This window comes from Providencia sp. M-27, assembly GCF_011077905.1.
GTDB classification, from domain to species: Bacteria; Pseudomonadota; Gammaproteobacteria; order Enterobacterales; family Enterobacteriaceae; genus Providencia; species Providencia huaxiensis.
Genome location: NZ_JAALBT010000001.1, coordinates 377,703 through 402,983 on the forward strand (window position 1 = coordinate 377,703; position 25,281 = coordinate 402,983).

27 protein-coding genes and 1 tRNA gene are annotated in these 25,281 nt (G+C 41.6%); 20 read left to right on the top strand and 8 right to left on the bottom strand.

Annotated elements, in window-relative coordinates:
• The first annotated feature begins 219 nt into the window (after positions 1-219).
• The 15 genes from G6Q48_RS01715 (at position 220) to G6Q48_RS01785 (ending at position 12,893) form a co-directional block, all read left to right on the top strand.
• Positions 220-498, top strand: a complete 279-nt coding sequence (locus G6Q48_RS01715; protein ID WP_004249182.1) for a BMC domain-containing protein — start codon at positions 220-222, stop codon at positions 496-498.
• Between the two features lie 20 nt (positions 499-518).
• A complete protein-coding gene (locus G6Q48_RS01720; RefSeq protein WP_004259066.1) occupies positions 519-803 on the top strand; it encodes a BMC domain-containing protein in 285 nt (94 codons plus the stop codon).
• Between the two features lie 15 nt (positions 804-818).
• Entirely contained in the window at positions 819-1,097 is a 279-nt protein-coding gene (locus G6Q48_RS01725; protein ID WP_004259063.1) for a BMC domain-containing protein, read from the top strand.
• A gap of 69 nt (positions 1,098-1,166) precedes the next feature.
• Positions 1,167-2,795 carry an acetaldehyde dehydrogenase (acetylating) gene (locus tag G6Q48_RS01730; protein ID WP_166264224.1) on the top strand — a complete coding sequence of 543 codons (1,629 nt, stop codon included), beginning with the start codon at positions 1,167-1,169 and terminating at the stop codon, positions 2,793-2,795.
• Positions 2,796-2,821: 26 nt separating this feature from the next.
• Positions 2,822-3,079: a EutN/CcmL family microcompartment protein gene (locus G6Q48_RS01735; protein ID WP_004259057.1), complete on the top strand. Its 258-nt coding sequence runs from the start codon at positions 2,822-2,824 to the stop codon at positions 3,077-3,079.
• Between the two features lie 7 nt (positions 3,080-3,086).
• Positions 3,087-4,217, top strand: a complete 1,131-nt coding sequence (locus G6Q48_RS01740) for a 1-propanol dehydrogenase PduQ (RefSeq protein ID WP_102138028.1) — start codon at positions 3,087-3,089, stop codon at positions 4,215-4,217.
• Positions 4,218-4,275: 58 nt separating this feature from the next.
• Positions 4,276-7,707: a choline trimethylamine-lyase gene (gene cutC / locus G6Q48_RS01745; protein ID WP_102138027.1), complete on the top strand. Its 3,432-nt coding sequence runs from the start codon at positions 4,276-4,278 to the stop codon at positions 7,705-7,707.
• A 101-nt stretch (positions 7,708-7,808) separates the two neighbouring features.
• Positions 7,809-8,759 carry a choline TMA-lyase-activating enzyme gene (gene cutD, locus G6Q48_RS01750; protein ID WP_166264226.1) on the top strand — a complete coding sequence of 317 codons (951 nt, stop codon included), beginning with the start codon at positions 7,809-7,811 and terminating at the stop codon, positions 8,757-8,759.
• 13 nt (positions 8,760-8,772) lie between these two features.
• The gene (locus G6Q48_RS22725; protein WP_166264228.1) at positions 8,773-9,210 is read left to right on the top strand and encodes a BMC domain-containing protein; all 438 of its coding nucleotides are present in this window, start codon (positions 8,773-8,775) and stop codon (positions 9,208-9,210) included.
• On the top strand, positions 9,207-9,851 hold the full coding sequence (locus G6Q48_RS01760) for a phosphate propanoyltransferase (RefSeq protein ID WP_102138024.1): 645 nt from the start codon (positions 9,207-9,209) through the stop codon (positions 9,849-9,851). The genes G6Q48_RS22725 and G6Q48_RS01760 overlap by 4 nt, the downstream gene beginning before the upstream one ends.
• 14 nt (positions 9,852-9,865) lie before the next feature.
• Entirely contained in the window at positions 9,866-10,558 is a 693-nt protein-coding gene (locus G6Q48_RS01765; RefSeq protein ID WP_166264230.1) for a hypothetical protein, read from the top strand.
• A 62-nt stretch (positions 10,559-10,620) separates the two neighbouring features.
• Positions 10,621-11,049, top strand: coding sequence for a DMT family transporter (locus G6Q48_RS01770; protein WP_166264232.1), 429 nt, complete (start codon positions 10,621-10,623; stop codon positions 11,047-11,049).
• Between the two features lie 21 nt (positions 11,050-11,070).
• A complete protein-coding gene (locus G6Q48_RS01775) occupies positions 11,071-11,397 on the top strand; it encodes a DMT family transporter (RefSeq protein ID WP_042845455.1) in 327 nt (108 codons plus the stop codon).
• A gap of 192 nt (positions 11,398-11,589) precedes the next feature.
• A complete protein-coding gene (locus G6Q48_RS01780) occupies positions 11,590-11,925 on the top strand; it encodes a tRNA-binding protein (RefSeq protein ID WP_102138021.1) in 336 nt (111 codons plus the stop codon).
• Positions 11,926-12,179: 254 nt separating this feature from the next.
• Positions 12,180-12,893, top strand: a complete 714-nt coding sequence (locus G6Q48_RS01785) for a helix-turn-helix domain-containing protein (RefSeq protein WP_166264234.1) — start codon at positions 12,180-12,182, stop codon at positions 12,891-12,893.
• A gap of 38 nt (positions 12,894-12,931) precedes the next feature.
• On the opposite strand, the gene G6Q48_RS01790 is transcribed toward G6Q48_RS01785, so the two are convergent.
• Together G6Q48_RS01790 and G6Q48_RS01795 are read right to left on the bottom strand one after the other, a co-directional pair.
• The gene (locus G6Q48_RS01790; protein WP_102138019.1) at positions 12,932-13,339 is read right to left on the bottom strand and encodes a DUF2628 domain-containing protein; all 408 of its coding nucleotides are present in this window, start codon (positions 13,337-13,339) and stop codon (positions 12,932-12,934) included.
• 200 nt (positions 13,340-13,539) lie between these two features.
• On the bottom strand, positions 13,540-13,920 hold the full coding sequence (locus G6Q48_RS01795; protein WP_102138018.1) for a DUF1992 domain-containing protein: 381 nt from the start codon (positions 13,918-13,920) through the stop codon (positions 13,540-13,542).
• Positions 13,921-14,377: 457 nt separating this feature from the next.
• On the opposite strand from G6Q48_RS01795, the gene G6Q48_RS01800 reads away from it, so the two are divergent.
• Positions 14,378-15,949: an AbgT family transporter gene (locus G6Q48_RS01800; protein WP_102138017.1), complete on the top strand. Its 1,572-nt coding sequence runs from the start codon at positions 14,378-14,380 to the stop codon at positions 15,947-15,949.
• 105 nt (positions 15,950-16,054) lie between these two features.
• On the opposite strand, the gene G6Q48_RS01805 is transcribed toward G6Q48_RS01800, so the two are convergent.
• From G6Q48_RS01805 to aspA, 6 genes are all read right to left on the bottom strand, one after another.
• A complete protein-coding gene (locus G6Q48_RS01805) occupies positions 16,055-16,372 on the bottom strand; it encodes an MGMT family protein (RefSeq protein WP_166264236.1) in 318 nt (105 codons plus the stop codon).
• A gap of 189 nt (positions 16,373-16,561) precedes the next feature.
• Positions 16,562-16,637: transfer RNA gene (locus G6Q48_RS01810), tRNA-Phe, on the bottom strand.
• A 126-nt stretch (positions 16,638-16,763) separates the two neighbouring features.
• Positions 16,764-17,336, bottom strand: a complete 573-nt coding sequence (gene dicD, locus G6Q48_RS01815; protein ID WP_413399158.1) for a division control transcriptional repressor DicD — start codon at positions 17,334-17,336, stop codon at positions 16,764-16,766.
• A gap of 218 nt (positions 17,337-17,554) precedes the next feature.
• Positions 17,555-17,848: a helix-turn-helix domain-containing protein gene (locus tag G6Q48_RS01820; protein ID WP_102138014.1), complete on the bottom strand. Its 294-nt coding sequence runs from the start codon at positions 17,846-17,848 to the stop codon at positions 17,555-17,557.
• A gap of 642 nt (positions 17,849-18,490) precedes the next feature.
• Positions 18,491-19,813, bottom strand: a complete 1,323-nt coding sequence (locus tag G6Q48_RS01825) for an anaerobic C4-dicarboxylate transporter (RefSeq protein WP_102138013.1) — start codon at positions 19,811-19,813, stop codon at positions 18,491-18,493.
• A gap of 144 nt (positions 19,814-19,957) precedes the next feature.
• A complete protein-coding gene (aspA, locus tag G6Q48_RS01830) occupies positions 19,958-21,382 on the bottom strand; it encodes an aspartate ammonia-lyase (protein WP_102138012.1) in 1,425 nt (474 codons plus the stop codon).
• A 437-nt stretch (positions 21,383-21,819) separates the two neighbouring features.
• Between aspA and G6Q48_RS01835 the strand changes: the two genes are divergently transcribed.
• The 4 genes from G6Q48_RS01835 to G6Q48_RS01850 all read left to right on the top strand — a co-directional run bounded on the left by G6Q48_RS01835 (position 21,820) and on the right by G6Q48_RS01850 (position 25,248).
• Positions 21,820-22,335 (top strand): FxsA family protein, encoded by a 516-nt coding sequence (locus tag G6Q48_RS01835; RefSeq protein WP_102138011.1) that lies wholly within the window; start codon positions 21,820-21,822, stop codon positions 22,333-22,335.
• Between the two features lie 162 nt (positions 22,336-22,497).
• Positions 22,498-22,791, top strand: a complete 294-nt coding sequence (locus G6Q48_RS01840) for a co-chaperone GroES (protein WP_004908085.1) — start codon at positions 22,498-22,500, stop codon at positions 22,789-22,791.
• 51 nt (positions 22,792-22,842) lie between these two features.
• On the top strand, positions 22,843-24,486 hold the full coding sequence (gene groL / locus G6Q48_RS01845) for a chaperonin GroEL (protein ID WP_102138010.1): 1,644 nt from the start codon (positions 22,843-22,845) through the stop codon (positions 24,484-24,486).
• A 417-nt stretch (positions 24,487-24,903) separates the two neighbouring features.
• Positions 24,904-25,248 carry a DUF4156 domain-containing protein gene (locus G6Q48_RS01850; RefSeq protein ID WP_004908089.1) on the top strand — a complete coding sequence of 115 codons (345 nt, stop codon included), beginning with the start codon at positions 24,904-24,906 and terminating at the stop codon, positions 25,246-25,248.
• The last annotated feature ends 33 nt before the right edge of the window (positions 25,249-25,281 follow it).

Below are 25,281 nucleotides of genomic sequence, written 5' to 3' on the forward strand. Positions count from 1 at the left end.
TTAAAAACCAAATATCTGTGCTTTGTGGATTTATATTTTGTTTTTATTTTTCAGTTCTATAGTGGGTTTGAAGCCAAAGGCTGCGTTCAATAGATCACCGCGCAGACACCATTGGCGTAAATGATTACTTAGATATTTCAAGAGACATGTACTCGGACACATTAGCTTGGAATATCGAAGGTAAAGAAAAATAAAGAAGGCTTCTCGGAGGAAACAACAATGGGTGATGCATTAGGTCTTATTGAAACAAAAGGTCTGGTGGCTTGTATCGAAGCAGCTGATGCCATGTGCAAAGCGGCAAATGTTGAGCTAATTGGTTACGAAAATGTCGGTTCAGGCCTCGTTACCGCAATGGTTAAAGGCGATGTCGGTGCAGTCAAAGCAGCCGTCGATTCAGGTGTTGAATCAGCACAGCGTGTTGGTGAAGTCGTGACCTCACTGGTCATTGCGCGTCCACACAACGATATCAACAAAATCGTTATTAAGCATAAAGCATAACTTTTTCCGGAGGAAAAAACATGGGTGACGCATTAGGTCTTATTGAAACTCAAGGGTTAGTGGCTTGTATTGAAGCTGCAGACTCGATGTGTAAAGCCGCAAATGTTGTGCTGATTGGTTATGAAAATGTTGGGTCAGGTTTAGTTACCGCCATGGTCAAAGGCGATGTGGGTGCGGTGAAAGCTGCAGTGGATTCAGGTGTTGAATCTGCCTCTCGTATTGGCACCGTTGTGACATCACTGGTTATCGCTCGTCCTCATAGCGATATTCAGAAAATCGTCGCCCAGTATAAAGTCACGGAATAAAACAGGAAATTACTTATGAAAGAAGCACTTGGTCTGATTGAAACCAAAGGTTTAGTGGCTTGTATTGAAGCTGCTGATGCCATGTGTAAAGCCGCAAATGTCGAGCTAATCGGTTATGAGAATGTCGGTTCAGGGCTGGTAACAGCGATGGTTAAAGGCGATGTCGGTGCCGTTAATGCTGCGGTTGAGTCAGGTGTTGAGGCTGCAAAACGTATCGGAACAGTGGTGACTTCACGTGTGATTGCAAGACCACACAACGATATTGGCAAAATTGCACAACAACACAAAGCCTAAGTCATTGGCTAATAAGCCAATAACACGACAAGCGAATGAATTAATTTTGGCTCCGATACGGGGGAAGACATGGTTGCATTAGACAAAGATCTGCAATCCAGACAACTGGCAAGAGAGCTAGTTAGAAACGCGAAACAAGCGCAGAAAGAGTTTGCGACATTTTCGCAGGAAAAAATCGATAATATTGTTAAACACATCGCAATTGAGTCCGCACTTCATGCAGAAGAGCTGGCAAAAATGGCTAACGAAGAAACTGGGTTTGGTAAGTGGCAAGATAAAGTCCTGAAAAACACTTTTGCTTCAATGCGTGTTTATGAACACATTAAAGATCTCAAAACCGTTGGCATCATTAATGATGACAAAATCAACAAAGTTATGGATGTGGGTGTTCCTCTTGGTGTGATCACGGCGTTAGTTCCTTCTACTAATCCAACATCTACCATCATCTACAAAACGTTGATTGCCTTGAAGGCGGGTAATGCCATTGTCTTCTCCCCTCATCCAAATGCCAAAGCCTGCAGTTTCCGCACATTAGAAATTGTCAAAAAAGCCGCATTAGAAGCGGGGGCTCCAGCTGGAATTGTCGATGCTGTCACAATGCTGACTTTAGAAGCAACGAAAGAACTGATGCACAGCAAAGACGTCTCTTTAATCTTGGCAACGGGTGGTGAAGGCATGGTACGTGCAGCTTACGCATCCGGTACACCAACCATTAGTGGCGGTCCAGGTAATGGCCCTGCATTTATTGAACGTAGCGCCAATATCAAACAGGCGGTAAGTGACATCATCACCAGTAAAACGTTTGATAACGGTGTGATCTGTGCTTCTGAGCAATCCATCATTGTAGAACGCTGTATTTACAACGAAGTTCATCGTGAATTACTCGCTCAAGGCGCTTACTTCATGAATGAAGACGAAGCGAAACGCATGGCATCGATGTTGCTTAGAGCGAACGGCACCATCAACCCAGAAGTGGTGGGGAAAGATGCCATTACACTCAGCCAACGTGCAGGTTTCACTGTTCCGGCTAACACACGTGTGTTGATTGCGTTGCAAGACACCGTATCACCGAAAAACCCATACTCCCGCGAGAAATTATGCCCAATTTTAGGGATGTATATCGAGGAAGATTGGCAATCCGCTTGCCATCGCGTGGTTGATTTGCTGACCAACGAAGGTCTCGGCCATACCTTGGTGATCCACACGCAAAACGAAGATGTCATTCGCCAGTTCTCTTTAGAAAAACCCGTTAATCGTATTTTGATCAATACGCCAGCAGCATTGGGCGGAATTGGTGCGACGACGAATATCACGCCAGCGTTAACACTGGGCTGTGGTGCGGTTGGCGGCGGTTCTAGCTCTGATAACGTTGGCCCAATGAACTTACTGAATATTCGTAAAGTGGGTTATGGCGTGCGTTCCATTGATGATTTAAGGCAACCCACCCAGCCTTGTGCAGTGGCTCAGCCAACAGCACCGGCTACGGTGAGTCAACCTCAAGTCAGCATTTTTGATGACAACCGTTTCCGTAATCCAGCGGCAGCGTCAACAGCAGTGGTTAATCCAACAGGCGATGACCGATTCGGCAGTGCGGTAACAACGGCTGCGATTGCTGAAGCGGTGGTTTCTCAAGGTGACATCACTGAAGAAAATGTTGAGCAAATCATCAAGGCTGTTCTCGGACGCCTAAATAAGTAACTCATTGGAATAAGGCGGTATAAACCATGATCCTCGCAAAGGTAGTCGGACATGTTGTTGCAACGCAGAAATGCCAAGAACTTAGTGGCAGTAACTTATTAATGGTTACCAAGCTAGGGGATGACCTTGAACCGTTGAAAAACAAAACGTATGTGGCAGTCGACAGTGTTGGCGCAGGTATTAACGACATTGTGTTAGCTGAAGCTTACTTCGCTTTGAATAAAGACAATTACAAAGCCATGTCAGTGGTTGCCATTGTTGAGAAGGTTTATACCAAGGAGTAAAAACAGCATGAACCAGTTTTTGATTAAACCTAAAGTCCAATTCGGTGCTAACGCATTGGATTTTATCTCACAAATGAGTGCTCACCATGCCTTTATCGTCACTGACAGAGCGATGGTGAAGTTTGGCTTAGCTGATGAAGTCACTCGCAGGCTAACCCAAAGTGGCATCGCATTTTCGATTTACGACGATGTTGAGCCAGATCCTGACATTTCAGCCATCGTTAAAGGTATGAAAATCATGGATAAGCAATATCCAGATGTGGTGATTGCACTCGGTGGTGGGTCGGTTATTGATGCTGCGAAAGCTGTTATTTACTCCCTCTGGCACACGAAAAAAGACGTCAATCGAGTTAAACCGCAGTTTATCGCGATCCCAACTACCAGTGGGACGGGCTCGGAGGTCACTTCATTTTCAGTGATCAAGTCCCAGTCTGAAAAACTGGTTTTAGTTGACGAATTTATGTTGCCAGATGTCGCTATTTTAGACCCTGCACTGGTGAAGTCAGTACCCGCTTCTATTACGGCTGACACAGGTATGGACGTGCTGTGCCACGCGCTAGAAGCTTATGTTTCTCGTACTGCATCTGATTTTTCTGATGCCTTAGCAGAAAAAGCCGTGCAGTTAGTGTTCGGCCACTTAATTGATTGTTATCGCGACGGTAGCAACTTAGTGGCACGCGAAAAAATGCACAACGCTTCATGCATTGCGGGAATGGCCTTTACTAACGCATCACTAGGGATAACTCACAGTTTAGCCCATGCATTAGGCGGCGTATTCCACATTCCACATGGTCGTGCAAATGCCTTATTGATGGCACAAGTTGTGGCCTTCAATGCGGATTTAGAAGGGCGATGCGATAACGAAGCTGCAAAACGTTACGCTCATCTCGCGAAAAACTTAAATTTACCCGCCTCAACAATACGAGAAGGCGTTGAAAGCTTAATTATGGCAATCAACGTATTGAAAGATGAAATGAATATGCCAAAAGGCATTCAAGCAACCGGTACCAATGAATTCGATTTTAACGCCCGTTTAGGGGAAATGGTTGGGCAAGCACTGCGCGATAGTTGCACTCCGACCAATCCACGGGATGTGAGCAAGGTGCAACTGGAAATGCTGTATAGACAGTCTTTTTAACAGTTAACGCTTTTATGTGATGAACAACAAACTAGAAAGAACATCAGGATAGGCTAACATGAATAAATATGCTTTGACCCCACGCGTAAAAATGCTGGCTGAACGCTTAAGTGCCCGCAACAGCTCAATTATTACTGAACGTGCGAATATTTTAGAAGCGCTTGGCAACCAACTGTCTGGCGCACCACAGGCGATTAAACCTGCACAACGTTTTTATGAATTTATCCGCCATTTTCCTGCATTTATTGGCCAAGATGAGCTGATCATCGGTAGCCAATCATCAACCCCTCGTGGTGCCATTTTCCATACTGAAAATGAAATCAACAGCCACAGTATTTATACCTTTTTAGCTGGCGATAGCACAGTGGATGCGCCTGATTACTTAGCGGTTTTAAATATTGGTTTCTTGGCTATCAAAGCGCAGTTAGAAAACAAAGTTAGAAACATTGGCAGTGCAGTTAGCCGTAATAGCATTGATGAAGCGAATAACTGCCGCTCAGCAATTTACGCATGTGATGCGGCCATTCATTTTGCACAAGCTTTAGCGTCTAAAGCAGAGAGCATGGCGGCAGCAGAATCTAATCAATATCGTCGTGCAGAATTGCAAGAAAGTGCAGCCATTTTACGCAATGTGCCGGCAAAACCAGCGCAAACCTTCAAAGAGGCTTGCCAAGCTTTCTACTTGCTTCAGCTAATTTTACATCTAGAAAATGGCAGTTATGCGGTGAACCCAATGGGGTTCGATAAAGCCGTTTATCCATTCTATCAACGTGATATCGAACAAGGCCGCTTAACCCAAGCACAAGCTTATGAAATTGTAGAAAGTTTATGGTTGAAACTGGCTGAACTCTCTGAAGTTCGCTCAACCAAGCAAGTCGATGGCTACCCAATGTTCGATGCATTGAAAGATGGCATTTATCTGAATGACCCGCGTGTATGCATTAACGAATTATCTGCCATGATGTTATCCGCTCATGAAAATATCAGTGCTATCAATAATGGATTGAAAGTTCGCTTATATTGTGGAAAAAACAGCGCTCAGCCGCAATATTCTGCACCAAATGCGAATTATGTTGCTCCAACGGCACAAGTAGAAACCGAATTCAAAGTGATGGAAGGCTTAACGCCTCGCTTACAACGCTTACGTAACCGTTACTTAGAAGCGCGTCCAAGTGTGTCTATTTATCGCGCACTCGCCTTCACTGAAGTTGTTAAAAATAACCCGGGTTTACCGCCAATTCTATTGCGTGCGAAAGCATTCCGCCGCGCTTGTGAAACCGCGCCAATCTTAATTCAACCTGAAGAACTGATTGTGGGGCATCCATGTGGTAAAGCCCGTGCGGGTGCCTTCTCACCGGATATCGCATGGCGTTGGGTAGTCGAAGAACTTGATACCATGAGCACGCGTCCACAAGACCCGTTTGTTATCTCTGAAGAAGACAAAAAAGTGATCCGTGAAGAAATCGCCCCGTTCTGGGAAGGTCGTTCACTGGATGAGATTTGTGAGGCTCAATACCGCGAAGCGGGGGTATGGGAATTTAGTGGTGAAACCTTTGTCAGTGACTTGTCTTATCACCAAATTAACGGTGGTGGCGATACCTGCCCTGGTTATGACGTGCTGTTATTCACCAAAGGAATGAATGGTATCAAAGCAGATGCTCAGGCGAAACTGGCTGAATTAAGCATGGAAAACCCTGATGATATTGACCGCATTTATTTCTATAAAGCATCAATTGAAACCTGTGAAGGAGTTGTGGCGTATTCACACCGTATTGCTGCCCACGCTCGTGAATTAGCGGTGTTGGAGTCAGACCAAAAACGTCGTGAAGAATTGCTAACTATTGCACAAGTCAACGAAAATGTGCCAGCGAACCCACCGGCGACGTTACAAGAAGCATTACAGAGCATTTGGACGGTTGAGTCACTGTTTGAAATCGAAGAGAACCAAACCGGTCTTTCTCTAGGACGCCTCGACCAATATTGTTTGCCAATGTATGAAAACGACATCAAATCAGGCCGTTTGACCCAAGACCAAGCGCTAGAAATGATGCAGGCGTTTATCATCAAATGTGCTGAGTTAATGTGGATGTCGAGCGAATTAGGTGCAAAATATTTCGCCGGTTATCAGCCATTTATCAACTTAACAGTGGGTGGACAAAAACGTTCAGGCGGTGACGCTTGTAACGACCTGACCTACTTAATTATGGATGCGGTTCGTTTCGTTAAAGTGTATCAGCCCTCTCTGGCATGCCGTATTCATAACCAATCACCACAGAAATACATGGAAAAAATCGTTGATGTCGTGAAAGCCGGTATGGGCTTCCCTGCATGTCACTTCGACGATTCCCACATCAAAATGATGCTGCGTAAAGGCTTCGACTTTGAAGATGCGCGTGATTACTGCTTGATGGGCTGTGTTGAGCCACAAAAATCAGGTCGTATTTATCAGTGGACTTCAACGGGTTACACCCAATGGCCAATTGCGATTGAATTCGTATTAAATCGTGGTCGCATGGTGTTATTCGATAGCTATCAAGGTTTAGATACTGGTGACTTACGTGACCTGAAAACATTCGAAGACTTTGATAATGCAGTGAAAGCGCAGATTGCTCATATTGTTCGCTTATCCGCTATCGGTACTGTCATCAGCCAACGCGTTCACCGCGATGTGGCACCAAAACCATTAATGTCCTTGCTGGTGGAAGGCTGTATGGAAAAAGGGAAAGACGTTGCAGCGGGTGGGGCGATGATCAACCACGGCCCAGGGCTGATTTTCTCTGGTCTTGCAACCTATGTTGACTCCATTGTCGCTATTCGCAAATTAGTTTACGAAGATGGTCGCTACACCCTTGAGCAAATTCGTGATGGCCTGCTAGCCAACTTTGAAGGGTATGACGAACTGCGTCGTGACTGCTTAAATGCGCCTAAGTTTGGTAACGATGATGATTATGTTGACCAATATGCACTGGATATTACGGAGTGGACAGAGCGTGAGTGCCGTAAGTACGACATGCTGTATTCAACACTGAGCCACGGAACCTTATCTATCTCCAACAACACACCGATTGGTGAGTTAACCGCCGCGAGTGCCAATGGTCGCTTGGCGTGGATGCCGCTATCCGATGGTATCAGCCCAACACAAGGTGCGGATAAACAAGGCCCAACTGCCATTATTAAATCAATCAGCAAAATGAATGTTGAAACGATGAACATTGGTATGGTGCATAACTTTAAGTTCTTAAAAGGCTTATTGGACACGCCAGAAGGCCGTCATGGCTTAATCACCTTGCTGAGAACCGCGTCTATCTTAGGAAACGGGCAAATGCAGTTCAGCTATGTAGATAACGAAATGCTGAAAAAAGCCCAGCAAGAGCCTGAAAAATATCGTGATTTAATCGTTCGTGTCGCAGGATACAGTGCTTACTTCGTGGAACTCTGTAAAGAGGTTCAAGATGAAATTATTAGCCGTACTGTAATTGAGAAGTTCTAAACCCATGTAGGCAGGTATGAATTTATACCTGCCATTTTATACCGGCTATTTCATAACAACAATAATAAATTTTGATTTATAAACATAGTATTAGAGGTGCAATGATGAGCGCGGCAGAGATTAAAGGTCGGATATTTAATATCCAAAAATACTCGATTTATGATGGCGATGGCATCCGCACATTGATTTTCTTAAAAGGGTGCAATATTCGTTGTCCATGGTGCGCCAACCCAGAAGGGCTAAGCAGCCAGTTCCAAGTGATGTTTTCCCATGACAAATGCGCCAACTGCGGAAAATGCGTTGATGTCTGCCCAACAGGGATCCACTACAAAACCATTAATGAGCAAGGTGAACAAATTCACCGCGTGAATCGTAGTATTGACTGCATTGGTTGCCGTAAATGCGAAGAAGTATGTATTGGTGGTGCGTTAGACATCATGGGGAAGGATGTCACAGTAGCCGAAATGATGGAAATCATCATGCAAGATTATGATTTTTATATTTCTTCCGGTGGTGGTGTGACAATCGGAGGCGGTGAAATGAGCCTACAAACCGATTTTGCCGTTGCGCTACTGCGTGAGTGTAAAAAAATGATGATCAACACCGCAATAGAAACCCAAGGCACTACATCGTTAGAAAACTATGAAAAGTTAGCTGAAGTTGTCGACCTATTCCTCTATGACATTAAACATATTGATACTGCACAGCATAAAAACCTGTTCGGTATTGGCAATGAAAATGTTCGCCGCAACCTTGAAAGGTTGGTTGAACTCGGTGCCAACGTTGTAGTGAGAATGCCATTGGTTCGCGGCTATAACGACTCTTTTGATGCCATCACGGGGGCGATTCACTATGCGATGGAATTATCCAAACGTGGCAATGTAAAACGTATTGATATTCTGCCTTATCACCAGTTGGGACGCGGCAAATACGACAAACTGGATATGATTTATCCCGTTAAACAAGACCCAACCTATAGCGCAGAAGAGTTAGATCAACTTGAAGCATTCTTCAAACAATTTGATTTCGATATTCGACTGGTTCGTCATTAAGTAGGAGAGACAGATGAAAAGTTTAGGCGTAATTGAAACTCGGGGGCTGACATCCGCCATACAGGCTGCAGACGCAGCCTGTAAAGCCGCCAGTGTAGAAATTGTAGGTTATCGAAAAATCGGCTCTGGACTGGTATCCGTTTGTTTTCAAAGCGAAATCAGTGCCGTTCGCACCGCAGTTGACCATGGCATTGAAGTGATCGCCAGTAGCCAATTATTAGTCGGTTCATTAGTGATTGCACGGCCTGAAGAAAGTGTGATCACCAAATTACTGACAGTGAAAAGTAAAAAGGGCGAATTAGAGAAAAGTATTCAACCAGAAGCAAAAGCAGAAAAGCTAGTGGAAAAAGCAGTTATTGAAGCTAAAACTGAAGCGCCAGTGGCTGAAGTTAAAACCGATATCAATGTGAAAGACATCAAAAATGACCCGCGTAAAGGGAAAAAATCATGATGAATGAGCAATTGATGGGGAAAATACTGGCTCGGCTTTCAGCCTATACACCGGCACAAAATGGCGTTGCTAACATCGCTATCCCTGTTGGCATCTCTAACCGTCATGTTCACCTTTCACAGCAGGACGTTGAAGCGTTGTTTGGCCAAGGTTATCAGCTAACGCCATTCAAAGATTTAAAACAGCCAGGGCAATTTGCTGCGAAAGAGTGCGTGATGGTCGTGGGGCCAAAAGGCTCTATTAGCAAAGTCAGAGTGCTAGGGCCTGTTCGCCCAAAAACGCAGCTCGAAGTGTCTAAAGCCGATTGTTTTGCCCTTGGCATTAAAGCTCCTGTGAGAGAGTCTGGGGATATGACGAATTCGGGTAATGCTTTACTGATTGGCCCAGCAGGACATGTCAATCTTGAGTCACAGGTCATTTGTGCTCAGCGTCATATTCATATGAGTGTGATGGACTCAAGAGCACTAAATGTAGTGAATGGGCAAAAGGTGAATATCCGTACTGAAGGTGAACGCAGCTTAGTGTTTGATGAAGTTGTCGTGAGAGTCGATGAGCGGTTTTCTCTTGAATTTCATATTGATACCGATGAGGCGAACGCAGCGGGATTACGGAATAACGATAGCGTATTCATTGCAGGCTAAGGAGCGGTGGCAAAATGAACGAAAAACGGATCGAGCGAATTGTGCAACAAGTTTTACGTCAGTTGAAGCGACAAGTTCTGGTTGTGCTATCGCCTGTTGAGGGGTATCAGCAAGCGATTTACCAAAGACTGGCACAGCTAGATTCTGTTTCTTTTTCCTTTTATGCCACCGCATCCATGCTTCAGTCCTCTGATGTTGAAAAATGGGCTGAATTGGGAAGTGTTGTAAATAAAAGCACCTTATCAATAAGTAGGTTAAATCATTATGGCAGCCTGTTTTTACCGTTTATTGATGCAAAAGTGGTTGGTGAGATAGCCAATGGTTTGTTTGTGAGTGAGGAAAGTGAGCTAGCCCTACATGCCTTATCACAAAACATGTCGATATTGGCACTGAAATATCATTGTTGCCCTGAAAGTGAGTTAAGTCAGGTTTTAGGTTTAAATAAAAACGAAAATTATAATCGTCTGATTAAAGAAAATATCAGTAAGGCTATTAATTTAGGAATTCATTTTGGCTCGTTAAACGAAGTAGAAAAAAAATTTATAGCCAATGAAATTACTGAGGAATTAAAACCTGAAATAAATAATGAACATCCAAATCGCTATATTACTTTAAAGGAAGTAATGAATAACCCTAGGGGGTATTGTGCGAATGAAAATAAATTAACGGATTCAGCAATCGATTATTTAAAGTCACTTAAAAAATAAAGTTATTAAATTAAAAATTAATTTTAATCATAATCATTCTATTTATCGTAGGAGTATTATCTATGTCCCCTAAAGCAAAGTCATGGCTTTGGATGCTGGCGGTTATTATTTCTGAAACCTCAGCAACATCGACCTTAAAAATGTTTGATAATAGCGAAGGTATGACCAAATCATTATTATTGGCATTAATCGTTGTGTTATATGTTATTTGTTATTACTCACTTTCCCGCGCGGTAAAATATATTCCTGTTGGCTTAGCTTATGCAACATGGTCAGGTACTGGGATCCTAATGGTTTCAACCCTTGGTATGCTATTTTATGGGCAACATCCTGATACCGCAGCCATGATTGGCATGGCGGTGATCGCAAGTGGTATTGTGATCATGAATCTATTCTCCAAAATGGGCTCAGATGATCCAGAAGAAACTGAGCCACCTAAAGATGAAACAGAGTCTTCATTATTATCCGCAAAAAATAACACAGCTCATTAATTTAAAGCTAAGGGGAATATTATGTTTACTGGATTTTTATGGTTAGCACTTTCTATTGGCTCTGAAATAACGGGCACCTCAATGATTAAAAAGACCAATAGTTTTAGCAAATTGGGCCCATCCGTATTAGTTATTATTGCTTATTGTCTGTGTTATTTCGCTTTAACTCGAGCAATGGGCTATATCCCAGTTGGTGTCGCTTATTCACTGTGGTGTGGGTTTGGTATTGTCGGTGTGACACTCGTTTCTATGGTTTTATATAAACAAAAACCCGATTTTCCAGCGGTATTCGCGATGGGGCTCATCATTAGTGGTGGGATTATTATGAATACATTCTCGACTATGTAATTAATTTTTTAGACCATTGTTGCATCTTTCTTTCGTTCATTATTTGGCCCTCAATGTATTTTCGTGAGGGCTATTTTTTTATCATACGATAATATGACTGTTTCACGATACAAAGTGATGGTTTGGCGATAAAAGAAAGGATCTATCCTATGTTAATTTACGTTCTATAAATAATCTAATTAGGAAAAATGAATGAACATAATTGAATGGGATGATTTTACCCGTGTTGAAATGCGTGTTGGGACTATTGTTAGTGCAGAAGTTAATATTAAAGCTAAAAAGCCCGCTTATATAATGGAGGTTGACCTCGGTGAATTGGGCATTAAGCGCTCAAGTGCACAGATCACCGTCAATTATACGCCTGAAGACTTGATTGGTAAGCGAGTGCTGTGTGTGTGTAATTTTGAAGTAAAGCGTATAGCAGGCATTAAATCTGAAGTGTTGATCACGGGGGCGCCTGACGAAACGGGGGCGATTGTTCTTGCTGAATTTAACCTGCCTTTGCCAAATGGTGCTTTATTAGCATAATGCTCGTTATACTTCTAATACTCGTCATACTTCGTGTTATCGCGTTGTTGACTTCACTCACTCGCCCTAGTCACATACTTTTGTATGCCCCTAGGGCTTCCTTTGCTTGCCGCCTAGCGATAATACGAATTATTTAGAGCATTTAACGTTTTTGTTGCACTCACTTTCCTCAATAGGTGGCGCATTGGCATCACTGCCATTTATTAGTAAAAAGGTTATACTGCTATTATCTGTATCAGTAGGAGTGTGACCCTTTGCGATTGCCTGAACTTCATTTTCGCCAATATTCAGACGAAGTCATTTCTCATCAACATGATGGGCAGTGGCAAGTTGTGTTGTCGTTATCTGGGCAGATGGAAATCAATATGTACCGGCAACATTATCTATTAAATGCAGGAAAGGGGGTTGTGATCCCGCCTTGTGTGAGCCATGCATTTAGCGGGCAGTTAGGAAATCAAAATTATGTATTAGAAATGCCCGCCACAGCACAATGGGCATTGAGTGAAAAAATGACGGAGTTTACTCTGACGCCTGCCGCAATTGGCCTTTTGAATTGGTTGCAAAACTTCCCACAAGCTCCCGAACATAATTTTACGGTTGCCCGTCTATTATTGGCCCAGTTAAAATCTGAAAATAAATGGATTGATGAGCTTTCTCAATGGGTAGAACTGCGCCTACACCATCCTATTAGTTGTGAAGATATGGCAACTGCTTTTTGTATGTCAGTGAGTACATTGCAACGACGAATAAAAGCAGAAACACAATTAACAGCGATGCAATTTCTATTACAAAAACGAATGGAAATTGCAGGAAGCTTATTACTAACCAATACCTCAATAGAACAAATTGCATTATCTGTCGGTTATGAATCTCATTCGGCATTTAGCCAAGCTTTTCGTCGATTTTATGGCAGAACACCAAATGAATATCGAATTCAGGGCATTAACTTAGTACCTTGTAAAAATTAGCAGCTTTGCTAGCCACCAATCTTTACAATATTTGCTATCTACAGCATGCGGATCCCTTCAAATGGGTTCCAGTTATCCAATCCTTTGGTTTCTTTAATATAGTAAGCATAGTTGGCAACCATGGCCCACAGCGCTGACATACCGACAGATACCCCAGTAAAGACGGCGTTAGGAATTGTTCCGCCAATCATAAAATCAATAATATTCAAAACGAGAGCAACCCCAAGAGTGATACCAAGCATCACTAACCCTTTCTTCCAAAGCCCTAAAATGAGGAAATAAATAATACCGAAGAAAAAGGCAAAAATGTTCATATTAATGAGAATACGCTCACCGAAAGAGGCGGCTTTTAACGCTGCTTTGAATTCAGGCGTATCAGGAGCACCATGCTTATCAAAGAAATCGAAACGTTTTTGCCATTTATTAGAATATTGCTTCTGTTCCATTTTCCATCCCTTGCTTATTAATAAGTATAAAATCGGGATTGATAATACTTGGATAACCGCATAAAAAAGAGGTAAATAGTCTTAATGTGACTATTGAGGGATGTTTTTAATAATGAGTCAATCAAAGATAAATAAAGGAAAAATGATTAAGATAAATAGCAAATAGATGATGGGTTAATTTATTGGAAGGCTTGCCTACATTATTTGGTATTTGACTTATTGGTTATTTGTTCAGAAATTGAATTTGCATAGTTGCCATGTAAAAAATCAGTATTTACATTGGCTTGCTTGAGTTTTAGTTCGAGTAAAGCTAATTGCTTACTCATCGACGTATAATTGGGGTCGTCCACAGAGAGACCTTGTAGCATATGGCTTAGCGTTAGAGCATCTTTCCTTTGTTGTAATTCTACAGGTAAATAACCTGAGTTTTTTAATATGCGATATCCAGCCCTTAGCGCTGGTGGAACTAAACTGTCGTCTTCAAGCTGTAAAGCTTTCCCTTCACCATTTAAATTTGAAAGCTCCCCTTTATTCAGCGCCTCTTGAATATGGCGTTCTGCCCAAAGATCAATAACTGACATGATAGCGACTCCATGAGTTGATTTTTTACTATTATAGCCCCCCATATCAATATAAAGGAACCTGGTAGATTATTCTTTATTGCGTTTGTTATTCCGAGTTATTGGCAAGGTTTTATCGAGTATTGATAAATAAGGGGTTGGCTATTTTTATAAAATAAAACTGCTAAAAAATGGTATTTAATTAGTGATAAATGGCGGAAAAAAGCTAAGGATAATATGAAAATTGTTATGTTGACCACACTTATAGAAATTAATTTATCTTGTTTATTTTAGTTTTAACTATCAACTTTATATAAATTATAAATATTAACGACTAATTGAAATAAATCATTCTTAATTATGTTGAACTTTATATCTGATTTGTATGAATTTTGTTTATTTAAAATTATCTATTTGTAAATAGCAAAAAGCAAAAACATTGTGTAATGTCCGTTTTTCTTGTTTATAAGGAGAAAATATGGAACAAAAGAAGCAAGAGGGAAGCCGTTTTTTGCGAACGGTTGAGTGGCTAGGTAATGCACTACCACATCCCGTCATCTTATTTATTATTTTAATTGCAATTTTATTAGTTTCTTCAGCAATAGGTCAGTATTTCGGTGTCAGCGTGCCAGACCCTCGCCCAGAAGGGGCAAAAGGGCGTGCAGAAGACGGTATTATTCATATCGTTAGCTTATTGGATGCCGAAGGGATCCGAAAAATTATTGCTAACGTCGTCACTAACTTCACCGGTTTCGCACCATTAGGGACGGTATTAGTTGCATTATTAGGGGTTGGAATTGCAGAACGAGCAGGTTTGCTTTCTGCTGCCATGCGTTTGGTTGTAACCAAAGCCCCACGTAAATTAACGACAATGGCGATCGTGTTTGCAGGCATCATGTCAAACACCGCGGCAGAATTGGGTTATGTGGTACTTATTCCGTTAGCCGCTATCATTTTCCATTCATTAGGACGTCATCCTTTAGCTGGCCTTGCCGCTGCATTTGCAGGGGTTTCAGGCGGTTATTCAGCAAACTTATTATTAGGTACGGTTGACCCATTACTGTCTGGTATCACCCAGCAGGCTGCGCAAATCATTGACCCGACTTATATCGTGGGAGCGGAAGCGAACTGGTATTTTATGTTTGCGAGTACGTTTTTGATCACTATTTTAGGTTACTTGATCACAGAAAAAATTGTTGAGCCACAGCTGGGCCCATACACAGGAGGGGCAGTCGACGAAGATGAAAATAGCCTCTACGCCTCAGCAAATGTCACCCCGCTAGAGAAAAAAGCGTTATTTTGGGCATCGGTAACATTTTGGGGATTAGCCGCGATTTTGGCATTAATGGTGGTACCCGAAAATGGAATATTACGTAACCAAGATACTGGGTTAGTCAGCAACTCGCCTTTCCTAAAAGGCATCGTGGTGTTCATTTTTGTGTTCTTTGCCGTCCCGGGTATTGTGTATGGCTATATTGCTAAAACTATGCGCTCTGATAAAGACATTGTTGACGCAATGGCAGGGGCAATGAGTACTCTTGGCTTATATCTGGTTATCATTTTCTTTGCCGCACAATTTGTTGCTTTCTTTGGTTGGACAAATATCGGGCAAGTTATTGCGGTTAAAGGCGCCAACTTTTTAAATAGTATTGATCTCCACGGTGGCGTGCTATTTATTGGCTTTATTCTTATTTGTGCATTTATTAATTTAATGATTGGCTCTGCATCAGCTCAGTGGGCTGTCACCGCGCCTATTTTCGTTCCAATGTTGATGTTGGCAGGTTATGCGCCTGAAACTATTCAAGCAGCTTATCGTATTGGGGATTCGGTAACCAATATTATCACTCCGATGATGAGCTATTTTGGGTTAATTATGGCGATAGTGGTTAAATATAAAAAAGATGCAGGAATAGGGACATTGGTTTCAATGATGCTGCCATATTCCATCATTTTCTTCATTGGCTGGTCGTTGTTCTTTATAGTGTGGGTATTTGTATTGGGCATCCCTGTGGGCCCAGGCTCTCCGATATATTTCACGCCAGGAAGCTAATCATTGTACGTGGTATAGCCCGTCTCAAAGAGGGCTATATCTTTGAGTTTATCTCAGTATTAATGAGGGTGATGCTAACTCATTGATAAGTGTGATTTTTTTGTTTTAATCAAGCCCTTCCCACAAATAGTCTTTTAGTTTTACCTTATCATTCACGCTAAAAATAATCCCTTCATCTACAAGCGCTTGTTTATGGCGTAGATAGCATTCCCCCGAGACGGATAACTTCCCCTGACCATTAATAACGCGGTGGCAGGGCAGGGAACTGCCTGCTGGGATAGTCCGTATCGCTTGGCAAACTTGGCGTACATGAGCAGGGTAACCGGCCATTTTGGCGAGTGTTCCATAAGTGGTGACTCTTCCGCTAGGGATGCTCCCTATGAGGCTATAAATGATATCTCGAAAAGATGGCGCACTGTTCATGGTCACAGCCCTAATTACGATGAGTGTGTGTCGGCCTTATTATAAGGCGTAGGTGATATAAAACATTATTTTGTTCTAAGCTTATTTAGAGCGCAAGTGATTATAGAACTTAATGAATATCAATGAGATATGATTTTATCGGGAGATACAAAGCAAAAACCCGCCTTTTGGGCGGGTTCTTTAAATAAGTGGTGCCCGGACTCGGAATCGAACCAAGGACACGGGGATTTTCAATCCCCTGCTCTACCGACTGAGCTATCCGGGCAACGGGGCGCATTAAACCGTATTCAGCCGTTTGCGTCAATGCATTTTTAATAAAAAAACACTTTTTTTTACTGAGTGTTTTCTTTTTCAGCAAAAGGTGTGTGTTTAGTATGCGTTAATTGCTTTTTTAACTTAACGCCCCTTTTTTACGGCACAGTGCGATTGTGAGAATATCCTCTGAAAGGTGTTGTGCAATCTCCACATCTTGAATATCCCTTTGTACTAATAAGCGGTTTAAACAACCCTCAAGCACTAATTCCATTTGGTTAGCAACCAATGCAGAGTCTTCAATATCTAGTTCATCTAATAGGTTTTTAGTGAAGTGAAATGAATTGTCTTTTTGTAAGCGGCTTAATTGGTGGATAGGGTGCTCGGCATCTGGGTAATAATTACAGGCAGAAATGAATAAACATCCAGGAAAACGCCCTTGGCTGACTTTTTCAGATAATTGTTGGTAGCGAGCCATTAATTTTTGCTGCGGGCTTAGAGACTCATCTAGCAAGGTTTGGCGCTGCCATACTTCAATTTGCTGGCTATGATAACGCAAGCAATCATAAACAAGTGCTTCATCGTCTGGCCAGAATTGCCGAATAGTTGAGAAATCAGATTCAATTTCACTGAGTAAATTTTCTGTAGATGCGGATAAGCCTTGGATTTCCAATTGATTTAAGGCGTGGCTCAAAATAGTTTCGCGTTGGATAGGCATTGTTAACTCCATCACAATATGTCTGATTTTTCTCCATCATAACAATGTTCAATTGTGAATTATAGCGATTTGCAGTGCTATTATGAGTCGTCGTTTTCGAAGGGGAACAAAATCAAATAGGAAATTGAGTGGGTATTTAAAAGTGGGGAGTTTAAAGCGAACAGGAGGGGGAAGGACCCCCCTGGAACGAACTTGTGGGTTTATATCAGACTTTAATTGATCAATTTAGCTTCCAACGCAGCATCGATATAATAAAACTGAAAGACTTTCTCCATAAAGTCATCGATGTCATGTTTTCGTAATTCGAGAGCTTGTAAAATATCCAAAAGACCTTGGATCGTAATGGCGTTTTTACCTCTTTCATAACGAGAAACTTGTTGTTGGCTGATTTTTAGCCGAGAAGCTAATTGTGCGCCAGTCAAGCCAACCACTTTTCTGCGGTGTTTTAAAAAGGTTCCAATATAAACGGTTACATTTGTATTTTCATTTCGTTGAGTATTTAGCATGCCTCCTCCAAGTATATAAATCTTGTTAGAATAAAGTATATTGCTACCAAAAATCCTTATTGTTTAATTGGTGTCAATCTGAGTGATTAAATGATTATAATCAGACTTTCCAGTTATTATTAAACAAGGCTGAGTTAATTATTACCAATATTTATGGCAGATTGATTTTAAATTTTTGATAGATAATTTCTATCCCTATTACCCTGAATTCGTGTTTCAGGAAAGTGAATTTAAAACTATCACCTTTTAGTGTTTTTTTTATGGTTTTTTATTCTGAAAATAGTTTATATTAACTTGTTTTTTGGAATTATATTTGAGCTTGTAATTTCTGAAAAATGAATGGGATTACCTATCATCACCTGCTTATAGTCATTGTTTGTTACACTTATATGTAGAGTATTAATATACATATATTATTGGAAAAATGTTTATTTTTGATTTTATCTTAATTATTCATAATCGAGTGAAATATATATTACTAAGGCATGGCTTAAAATTTTTTTAAATGGTTATTATTATTTTATAATTACGTGAGTGACTTTATGTGGGGCGACCAAAGTAATATATTTTACGTAGATGCAGATATAGAAAACCCGTGCGATTTGCACGGGTCGGTATAAGATTACGTGGTACTCATATAAGCTATATGATCATACCGCCAAATAAGAAGCCGAATGAAACAGCTAATGCCACGGCAATGGTACCCGGAATAAAGAATGGGTGGTTAAAGACAAATTTACCAATGCGTGTAGTACCGGTGTCATCCATTTGTACTGCTGCAACCAGCGTTGGGTAAGTTGGCAGAATAAATAGGCCAGAAACCGCAGAGAATGATGCGATAGCTGTTAATGGGCTAACATTCAGCGCTAATGCCATTGGCATCAATGCTTTTGCTGTAGCGGCTTGTGAGTATAATAACGCAGAGCAGAAGAAGAAAATAACCGCTAGCATCCAAGAGTGTTCATGGATTAAATCACCGGCAGTTTCTTTGATCCAGTCAATGTTGTGCTGTACGAAAGTATCGCCTAACCAAGCAACACCTAAAATACAAATACATGCGCTCATACCTGCTTTAAAGGTACTTGAGTTTAAGATAGCATCAGTATTAACACGGCAAAGAATAGTAATTAATGTCGCCACAGTTAGCATGATAATCAAAATTGCATTTGTGGTGTTCATTAATGGTGTTTCAACAATCCCTAAGCTTGGGCTATTAATGATGGCATAGCAAACAACGCCGATAACGCCGAGTAAGAATAACAATACAGAGGATTTAGCACCCGCTTTGATTTCTTTTACTTGGCTACCACGCAGTTCAACTAAGCCTTCAGCTAAACGTTTTTGGTAAATAGGGTCATCAGATAGCTTAGAGTTGAATGTCCAAGAGATAATGAATGACATCAAAATAATTGCAAGGAATGTCGCAGGCAATAGAACACTAAGAAGTGTGATATAGCTGACGGTATTACCTGCACCCACCATTGCTGGGTTTTCCATGACTGACGCCATATAAACCACTGCCGCTGAAATTGGTGATGCTGTGATACCTATTTGTGCTGCAACAACCGCAGTGGATAATGGACGGCACGGTTTTACACCTTGCTCTTTTGCAACTTCTGCAATAACAGGCAGCGTTGCTAAAGAAATATTACCTGTCCCTGCGAAAAGTGTCAGGAAGTAGGTAACAATAGGTGCAAGAATGGTAATGTACTTAGGATTACGACGCAGTAATTTCTCAGTTTGGGCAACTAAATAGTCCAGACCCCCTGCAATTTGCATTGCAGAGATTGCGGCAATAACAGCCATGATGATTGAGATAACGTCAAATGGAATGGTTCCTGGTTTTACGCCAATAGCAGCGAGTACCAGTACCCCAAGGCCACCGGCAAAGCCGATACCTATCCCACCTAAACGGGCCCCCAAAAAGATGGCCAGCAGAACAATAATAAATTCTACGGCTAACATAGTGTTTACTCCTCGACAAAATGAAAATTAAAATTATGAAACTGTTATGTTAATTATTTGTGTGTGTATCAATCAAAAAAGGCACGCTTTCTATTGAGAGGCGTGCCTTTATTTTTAAGTGTTATTTATGATAAACATAAAACTTTAGTCATCAAAGCGTTTTGCTTTATAAGCTGGGTGTTTTAAGTTCTCAACAGAGAAAATATCATCCAGTTCAGCTTCAGTCAGTAAACCGCGTTCAAGAACAACTTCGCGTACACTCTTACCGGTTTCAGCACAGATTTTACCCACGATATCACCATTGTGGTGACCAATGAATGGGTTCAGATAAGTGACGATACCGATGGAGTTAAATACAAACGCTTCACAGATTTCTTTGTTTACTGTAATGCCGCTAATGCATTTTTCTTGCAGATTACGACATGCGTTGCTCATTAGAGAGATAGACTCGAACATCGCTTGGCCAATCGCTGGTTCCATTACGTTTAATTGTAATTGGCCCGCTTCAGCTGCCATTGTTACGCAGATATCGTTACCAATAACTTTGAAACAAGCTTGGTTAACAACTTCAGGAATTACAGGGTTAACTTTTGCTGGCATGATAGAAGAACCAGCTTGTAACTCAGGTAAATTAATTTCTTTCAGACCTGCACGAGGACCGGAAGATAACAGACGTAAGTCGTTACAAATTTTAGACAGTTTCATTGCCAGACGTTTTAAGCCAGCATGAACAGTGATGTAAGCACCACAGTCAGAGGTTGCTTCGATTAAGTCTTCAGCAGGAATGCATGGTAAACCAGTCACTTCGGCTAATTTTTTAACTGCAAGCTCTGAGTAGCCAGGCGCAGTATTCAGGCCAGTACCGATAGCAGTTGCGCCTAAGTTAACTTCGAGCAGTAATTCGATGCTGCGTTTTAAGTTTTTCTCTTCTTCTTTTAAGAGAGTAGCGAAAGCATGGAATTCTTGGCCGACGGTCATTGGAACGGCATCCTGTAACTGGGTGCGACCCATTTTCAGAATGTCTTTGTATTCTTCAGCTTTAGCTTCAAAGCCTTTTTTCAGGTATTCAACAGATTCAATTAACTTCAATATAGAATTATACACTGCGATACGGAACCCTGTAGGGTATGCATCGTTAGTGGATTGGCTTTTGTTTAGGTGGTCATTAGGGTTTAAGAATTCATATTCACCTTTTTTATGACCCATCAGTTCAAGACCGATGTTTGCAAGAACCTCGTTGGTATTCATATTCAGTGATGTGCCCGCACCACCTTGGAATACATCAACAGGGAACTGGTCCATGCATTTGCCTTCATTTAGAACAACGTCACACGCTTTGATGATGGTGTCCGCGATATTACGTGGAATAGTGTGTTGTTCTTTATTGGCTAAAGCCGCCGCTTTTTTAACCATAACCATGCCGCGAATAAATTCTGGGACATCGTTAATAGTGCGGTCGCTGATATAAAAGTTTTCAATCGCACGCAGAGTATGAACACCATAATAGGCATCAGCTGGAACTTCTTTTTTACCTAACAGGTCTTCTTCGATACGAGTATTGTTTGACATGAGAACCTTCTTAATTAGATTACAGTTACTGTCCGTTTATGCGCTTTTAAAAATCGATACTTCGTAAAACAAAATTTACAGGTGATTAATATTGCAAAGTAAAACTTTACAAGCAATTAACACCATCTACTACGTTATCAGCATTATGATCTACTGATTTATGGGTAGATGATATGCTTTTAATCATGTGTTGCCTTGAACCTAGATCACTATATAGTTTGATTTATGCAACAGATTTCACGTTGTGTGATATTCATCACAGATAAGTATCATTAATGAAAAAAATCTGTGAGTTGAAAAGCGTTATATCTGCCCCAATTATTATGGCTATACTAAAGAAAAAAGCGAATATTGATAGTTGTCTCTTAGATGCAGTTCACAAAGGTTTCCCTAGGGGCGTAAAATAGTCGATAGCTTATTGAAATAAAGGAGAACTTGTGCGCTGGTTACCACTCATTCTGATATGTATTCTCGTTTACATTGAATCCGTCATTTTTGTGCGGGTTGCATCCGAAGTGGGTGTTTTAATGACTTTGATTTTAGTTGTTTTAACATCGTGCTTAGGTGTGTCACTCGTTAAAAATCAAGGCATGAAAAATGTACTGCAAATCCAACAAAAGTTAGCGTCGGGTGAAAGCCCAGCAGCTGAAATGATCAAGAGCGTTGCATTGGTTTTAGCGGGTTTCTTGTTGATTGTGCCTGGCTTTTTTACGGATTTCATTGGCTTACTGTTATTGTTGCCACCCATTCAAAAGCTTATTGTAATGCGCTTAATTCCTCATATTCGTTTCTACCAGCCGGGTTCTGGTTTCAATCAAACGGGAAATAGCGGCCATCAACGTGGCGATATTTTTGAGGGGGAATTCCAACGTAAGCAAGATGATCCTTCTTTTACAATTGATAACTCAGATAAAACAGATTTATCAGATAAAGACGATCGCCCTAAGTCATAAACCATCCTGTTTGTGGGGAGATAAAAATGAAAAATTTTTTATCTCCCCCCTTGAAGTCCCTCTTCTTCGTCCCAATCTGTTCAAACATGGTACTAGTTTATTTAAGACATGCTGGTATCGTCCTTTTACCTAGTATGGACTTTATTTATAGGAGAACTATTAATGAAAATTCGTCCATTGCATGACCGTGTTATCGTTAAACGTAAAGAAGTTGAATCAAAATCTGCAGGCGGGATCGTTCTAACGGGGACTGCTGCAAGCAAATCAACTCGTGGTGAAGTTCTTGCTGTCGGCAACGGCCGCATCCTCGAAAATGGTGAAATCAAAGCACTGGATGTGAAAGTTGGTGATATCGTAATCTTTAACGATGGTTATGGCGTGAAAGCTGAAAAAATCGACAATGAAGAAGTCCTGATTATGTCCGAAAGTGACATCCTGGCAATTGTTGAAGCGTAATTTTCACTTAAAACTTCTCAACGAACGAAAAGAATTTGAAGGAAAGAGATAATGGCAGCTAAAGACGTTAAATTTGGTAGTGATGCACGTACGAAAATGCTTCGTGGTGTGAATGTTCTGGCAGACGCAGTAAAAGTGACTTTAGGTCCTAAAGGCCGTAACGTAGTTTTAGATAAATCTTTTGGTTCACCAGTTATCACCAAAGATGGTGTTTCAGTTGCACGTGAAATCGAATTAGAAGACAAATTCGAAAACATGGGCGCTCAAATGGTGAAAGAAGTTGCTTCTAAAGCTAACGACGCTGCGGGTGACGGTACAACAACTGCAACTGTATTGGCTCAAGCTATCATTACTGAAGGCTTAAAAGCGGTTGCTGCGGGTATGAACCCAATGGACCTGAAACGTGGTATCGACAAAGCCGTCGTTGCTGCAGTTGAAGAGCTGAAAGCCCTGTCTGTTCCTTGTTCAGACACTAAATCAATCGCACAGGTTGGTACTATTTCTGCAAACTCCGACGAAACCGTGGGTAAATTAATTGCAGAAGCTATGGATAAAGTCGGTAAAGAAGGCGTTATCACGGTTGAAGAAGGTACTGGTCTGGAAGATGAGCTGGATGTGGTTGAAGGTATGCAATTTGACCGCGGTTACCTGTCTCCTTACTTCATCAACAAACCAGAAACAGGTGCTGTTGAGTTAGAAAACCCATTCATCCTGTTAGTTGATAAAAAAGTATCTAACATCCGTGAATTACTGCCAGTATTAGAAGGCGTTGCTAAAGCAAGCAAACCACTGTTAATCATCGCTGAAGATGTTGAAGGTGAAGCACTGGCAACTCTGGTTGTTAACACCATGCGTGGTATTGTTAAAGTTGCCGCGGTTAAAGCACCGGGCTTCGGTGACCGCCGTAAAGCAATGCTGCAAGATATCGCAATTCTGACTAACGGTACTGTTATCTCTGAAGAGATCGGTATGGAGTTAGAAAAAGCGACATTAGAAGATTTAGGTCAAGCAAAACGTATCGTTATCAACAAAGACACTACCACTATCATTGATGGTGTGGGTGAAGAATCTGCGATCGCAGGCCGTGTTGCACAAATTCGTCAACAAATCGAAGAATCTTCTTCAGACTACGACCGTGAAAAACTGCAAGAGCGCGTTGCTAAATTAGCTGGCGGTGTTGCGGTAATTAAAGTGGGCGCAGCAACTGAAGTTGAAATGAAAGAAAAACGTGCTCGTGTTGACGATGCTCTGCATGCAACTCGCGCAGCTGTTGAAGAAGGCGTTGTTGCTGGAGGTGGTACTGCACTGGTTCGCGTTGCAGCGAAACTGGAAGGCATGAAAGGTGATAACGAAGAGCAAACAGTTGGTATTCGTGTTGCTCTACGTGCGATGGAAGCGCCTATGCGCCAAATCGTTACCAACGCAGGTGAAGAAGCTTCAGTTGTTGTTAACAACGTGAAAGCAGCTAAAGGTAACGAAGGTTACAACGCAGCAACTGATGCTTATGGCGACATGATCGACATGGGTATCTTAGACCCAACTAAAGTAACGCGTTCTGCTCTGCAATTTGCAGCGTCTATCGCGGGTCTGATGATCACCACTGAAGCGATGATCACTGAAATGCCAAAATCAGATGCACCTGACTTAGGTGGCGCTGGTATGGGCGGCATGGGTGGAATGGGCGGTATGATGTAAGCCTTTGGCGACATCAAGCTCAAGTAGTTACTAACCCAGTTAGGACTACCCACCATAAGACCGGTATCGTTAGTGTTCCTAGCGGTGCCGGTTTTTTATTGGTTTTTAATAAATATATAACTATTAATTATTGATGAATGTATTTCCTCGAAACGATGTACAATTAATGCGTTATACGATTTATTTTTGCGTCAACGTTGCTTCGCGGGTTATATTTAACGTAAGGTAAATGGTTTGAATTCGCAAAGAATAGAGCAGGTTTTTGGTTAATTTGTGATAGACTCTATTCGGCTGGTGGTTTGCGGCAATGATGGTGCTGCATGTTAATCACCTCCTAGGTATTTCAATCAATAGGCTATTGGAACTAAAGCGATTTTCAAGCCAGCTGCAAAAACACAATGAAAAATGAGGGAAAACATGCGAATTAAAGTCTTGCTTGGTGCTGCTGCATTATTGCTTTTAGCTGGTTGTTCAACAACAACTAATTTGACTGCGGCAGGCTCACAAGTTCGTTTTGTTGAGAATCAACCTGGAAGTGATTGCCAACTTCTCGGTCAGGTTGCAGGGACTCAAAGCAACTGGTTGAGTGGAGTAAATAATGAATCTAGCTCAATGCGCAGCGCAGCAAATGATTTACGTAATAAAGCCGCGGCAATGGGCGGTAACGTGATTTTTGGTGCATCAAGCCCAAGTGAAACCGTGTTATCTAGCTTCATCCCATTAGATAGCAAAATGGTTGGCCAAGTTTATAAGTGCCCCTAAAATGAATTCATAGCGCCCAAATGGTTATTTGGG

Bases quoted from the DNA above. Each gene is read 5' to 3' on its own strand.
- G6Q48_RS01715 (WP_004249182.1), top strand. From the start codon at position 220: ATGGGTGATGCATTAGGTCTTATTGAAACAAAAGGTCTGGTGGCTTGT.
- G6Q48_RS01720 (WP_004259066.1), top strand. From the start codon at position 519: ATGGGTGACGCATTAGGTCTTATTGAAACTCAAGGGTTAGTGGCTTGT.
- G6Q48_RS01725 (WP_004259063.1), top strand. From the start codon at position 819: ATGAAAGAAGCACTTGGTCTGATTGAAACCAAAGGTTTAGTGGCTTGT.
- G6Q48_RS01730 (WP_166264224.1), top strand. From the start codon at position 1,167: ATGGTTGCATTAGACAAAGATCTGCAATCCAGACAACTGGCAAGAGAG.
- G6Q48_RS01735 (WP_004259057.1), top strand. From the start codon at position 2,822: ATGATCCTCGCAAAGGTAGTCGGACATGTTGTTGCAACGCAGAAATGC.
- G6Q48_RS01740 (WP_102138028.1), top strand. From the start codon at position 3,087: ATGAACCAGTTTTTGATTAAACCTAAAGTCCAATTCGGTGCTAACGCA.
- cutC (WP_102138027.1), top strand. From the start codon at position 4,276: ATGAATAAATATGCTTTGACCCCACGCGTAAAAATGCTGGCTGAACGC.
- cutD (WP_166264226.1), top strand. From the start codon at position 7,809: ATGATGAGCGCGGCAGAGATTAAAGGTCGGATATTTAATATCCAAAAA.
- G6Q48_RS22725 (WP_166264228.1), top strand. From the start codon at position 8,773: ATGAAAAGTTTAGGCGTAATTGAAACTCGGGGGCTGACATCCGCCATA.
- G6Q48_RS01760 (WP_102138024.1), top strand. From the start codon at position 9,207: ATGATGAATGAGCAATTGATGGGGAAAATACTGGCTCGGCTTTCAGCC.
- G6Q48_RS01765 (WP_166264230.1), top strand. From the start codon at position 9,866: ATGAACGAAAAACGGATCGAGCGAATTGTGCAACAAGTTTTACGTCAG.
- G6Q48_RS01770 (WP_166264232.1), top strand. From the start codon at position 10,621: ATGTCCCCTAAAGCAAAGTCATGGCTTTGGATGCTGGCGGTTATTATT.
- G6Q48_RS01775 (WP_042845455.1), top strand. From the start codon at position 11,071: ATGTTTACTGGATTTTTATGGTTAGCACTTTCTATTGGCTCTGAAATA.
- G6Q48_RS01780 (WP_102138021.1), top strand. From the start codon at position 11,590: ATGAACATAATTGAATGGGATGATTTTACCCGTGTTGAAATGCGTGTT.
- G6Q48_RS01790 (WP_102138019.1), bottom strand. From the start codon at position 13,339: ATGGAACAGAAGCAATATTCTAATAAATGGCAAAAACGTTTCGATTTC.
- G6Q48_RS01795 (WP_102138018.1), bottom strand. From the start codon at position 13,920: ATGTCAGTTATTGATCTTTGGGCAGAACGCCATATTCAAGAGGCGCTG.
- G6Q48_RS01800 (WP_102138017.1), top strand. From the start codon at position 14,378: ATGGAACAAAAGAAGCAAGAGGGAAGCCGTTTTTTGCGAACGGTTGAG.
- G6Q48_RS01805 (WP_166264236.1), bottom strand. From the start codon at position 16,372: ATGAACAGTGCGCCATCTTTTCGAGATATCATTTATAGCCTCATAGGG.
- G6Q48_RS01820 (WP_102138014.1), bottom strand. From the start codon at position 17,848: ATGCTAAATACTCAACGAAATGAAAATACAAATGTAACCGTTTATATT.
- G6Q48_RS01825 (WP_102138013.1), bottom strand. From the start codon at position 19,813: ATGTTAGCCGTAGAATTTATTATTGTTCTGCTGGCCATCTTTTTGGGG.
- aspA (WP_102138012.1), bottom strand. From the start codon at position 21,382: ATGTCAAACAATACTCGTATCGAAGAAGACCTGTTAGGTAAAAAAGAA.
- G6Q48_RS01840 (WP_004908085.1), top strand. From the start codon at position 22,498: ATGAAAATTCGTCCATTGCATGACCGTGTTATCGTTAAACGTAAAGAA.
- groL (WP_102138010.1), top strand. From the start codon at position 22,843: ATGGCAGCTAAAGACGTTAAATTTGGTAGTGATGCACGTACGAAAATG.
- G6Q48_RS01850 (WP_004908089.1), top strand. From the start codon at position 24,904: ATGCGAATTAAAGTCTTGCTTGGTGCTGCTGCATTATTGCTTTTAGCT.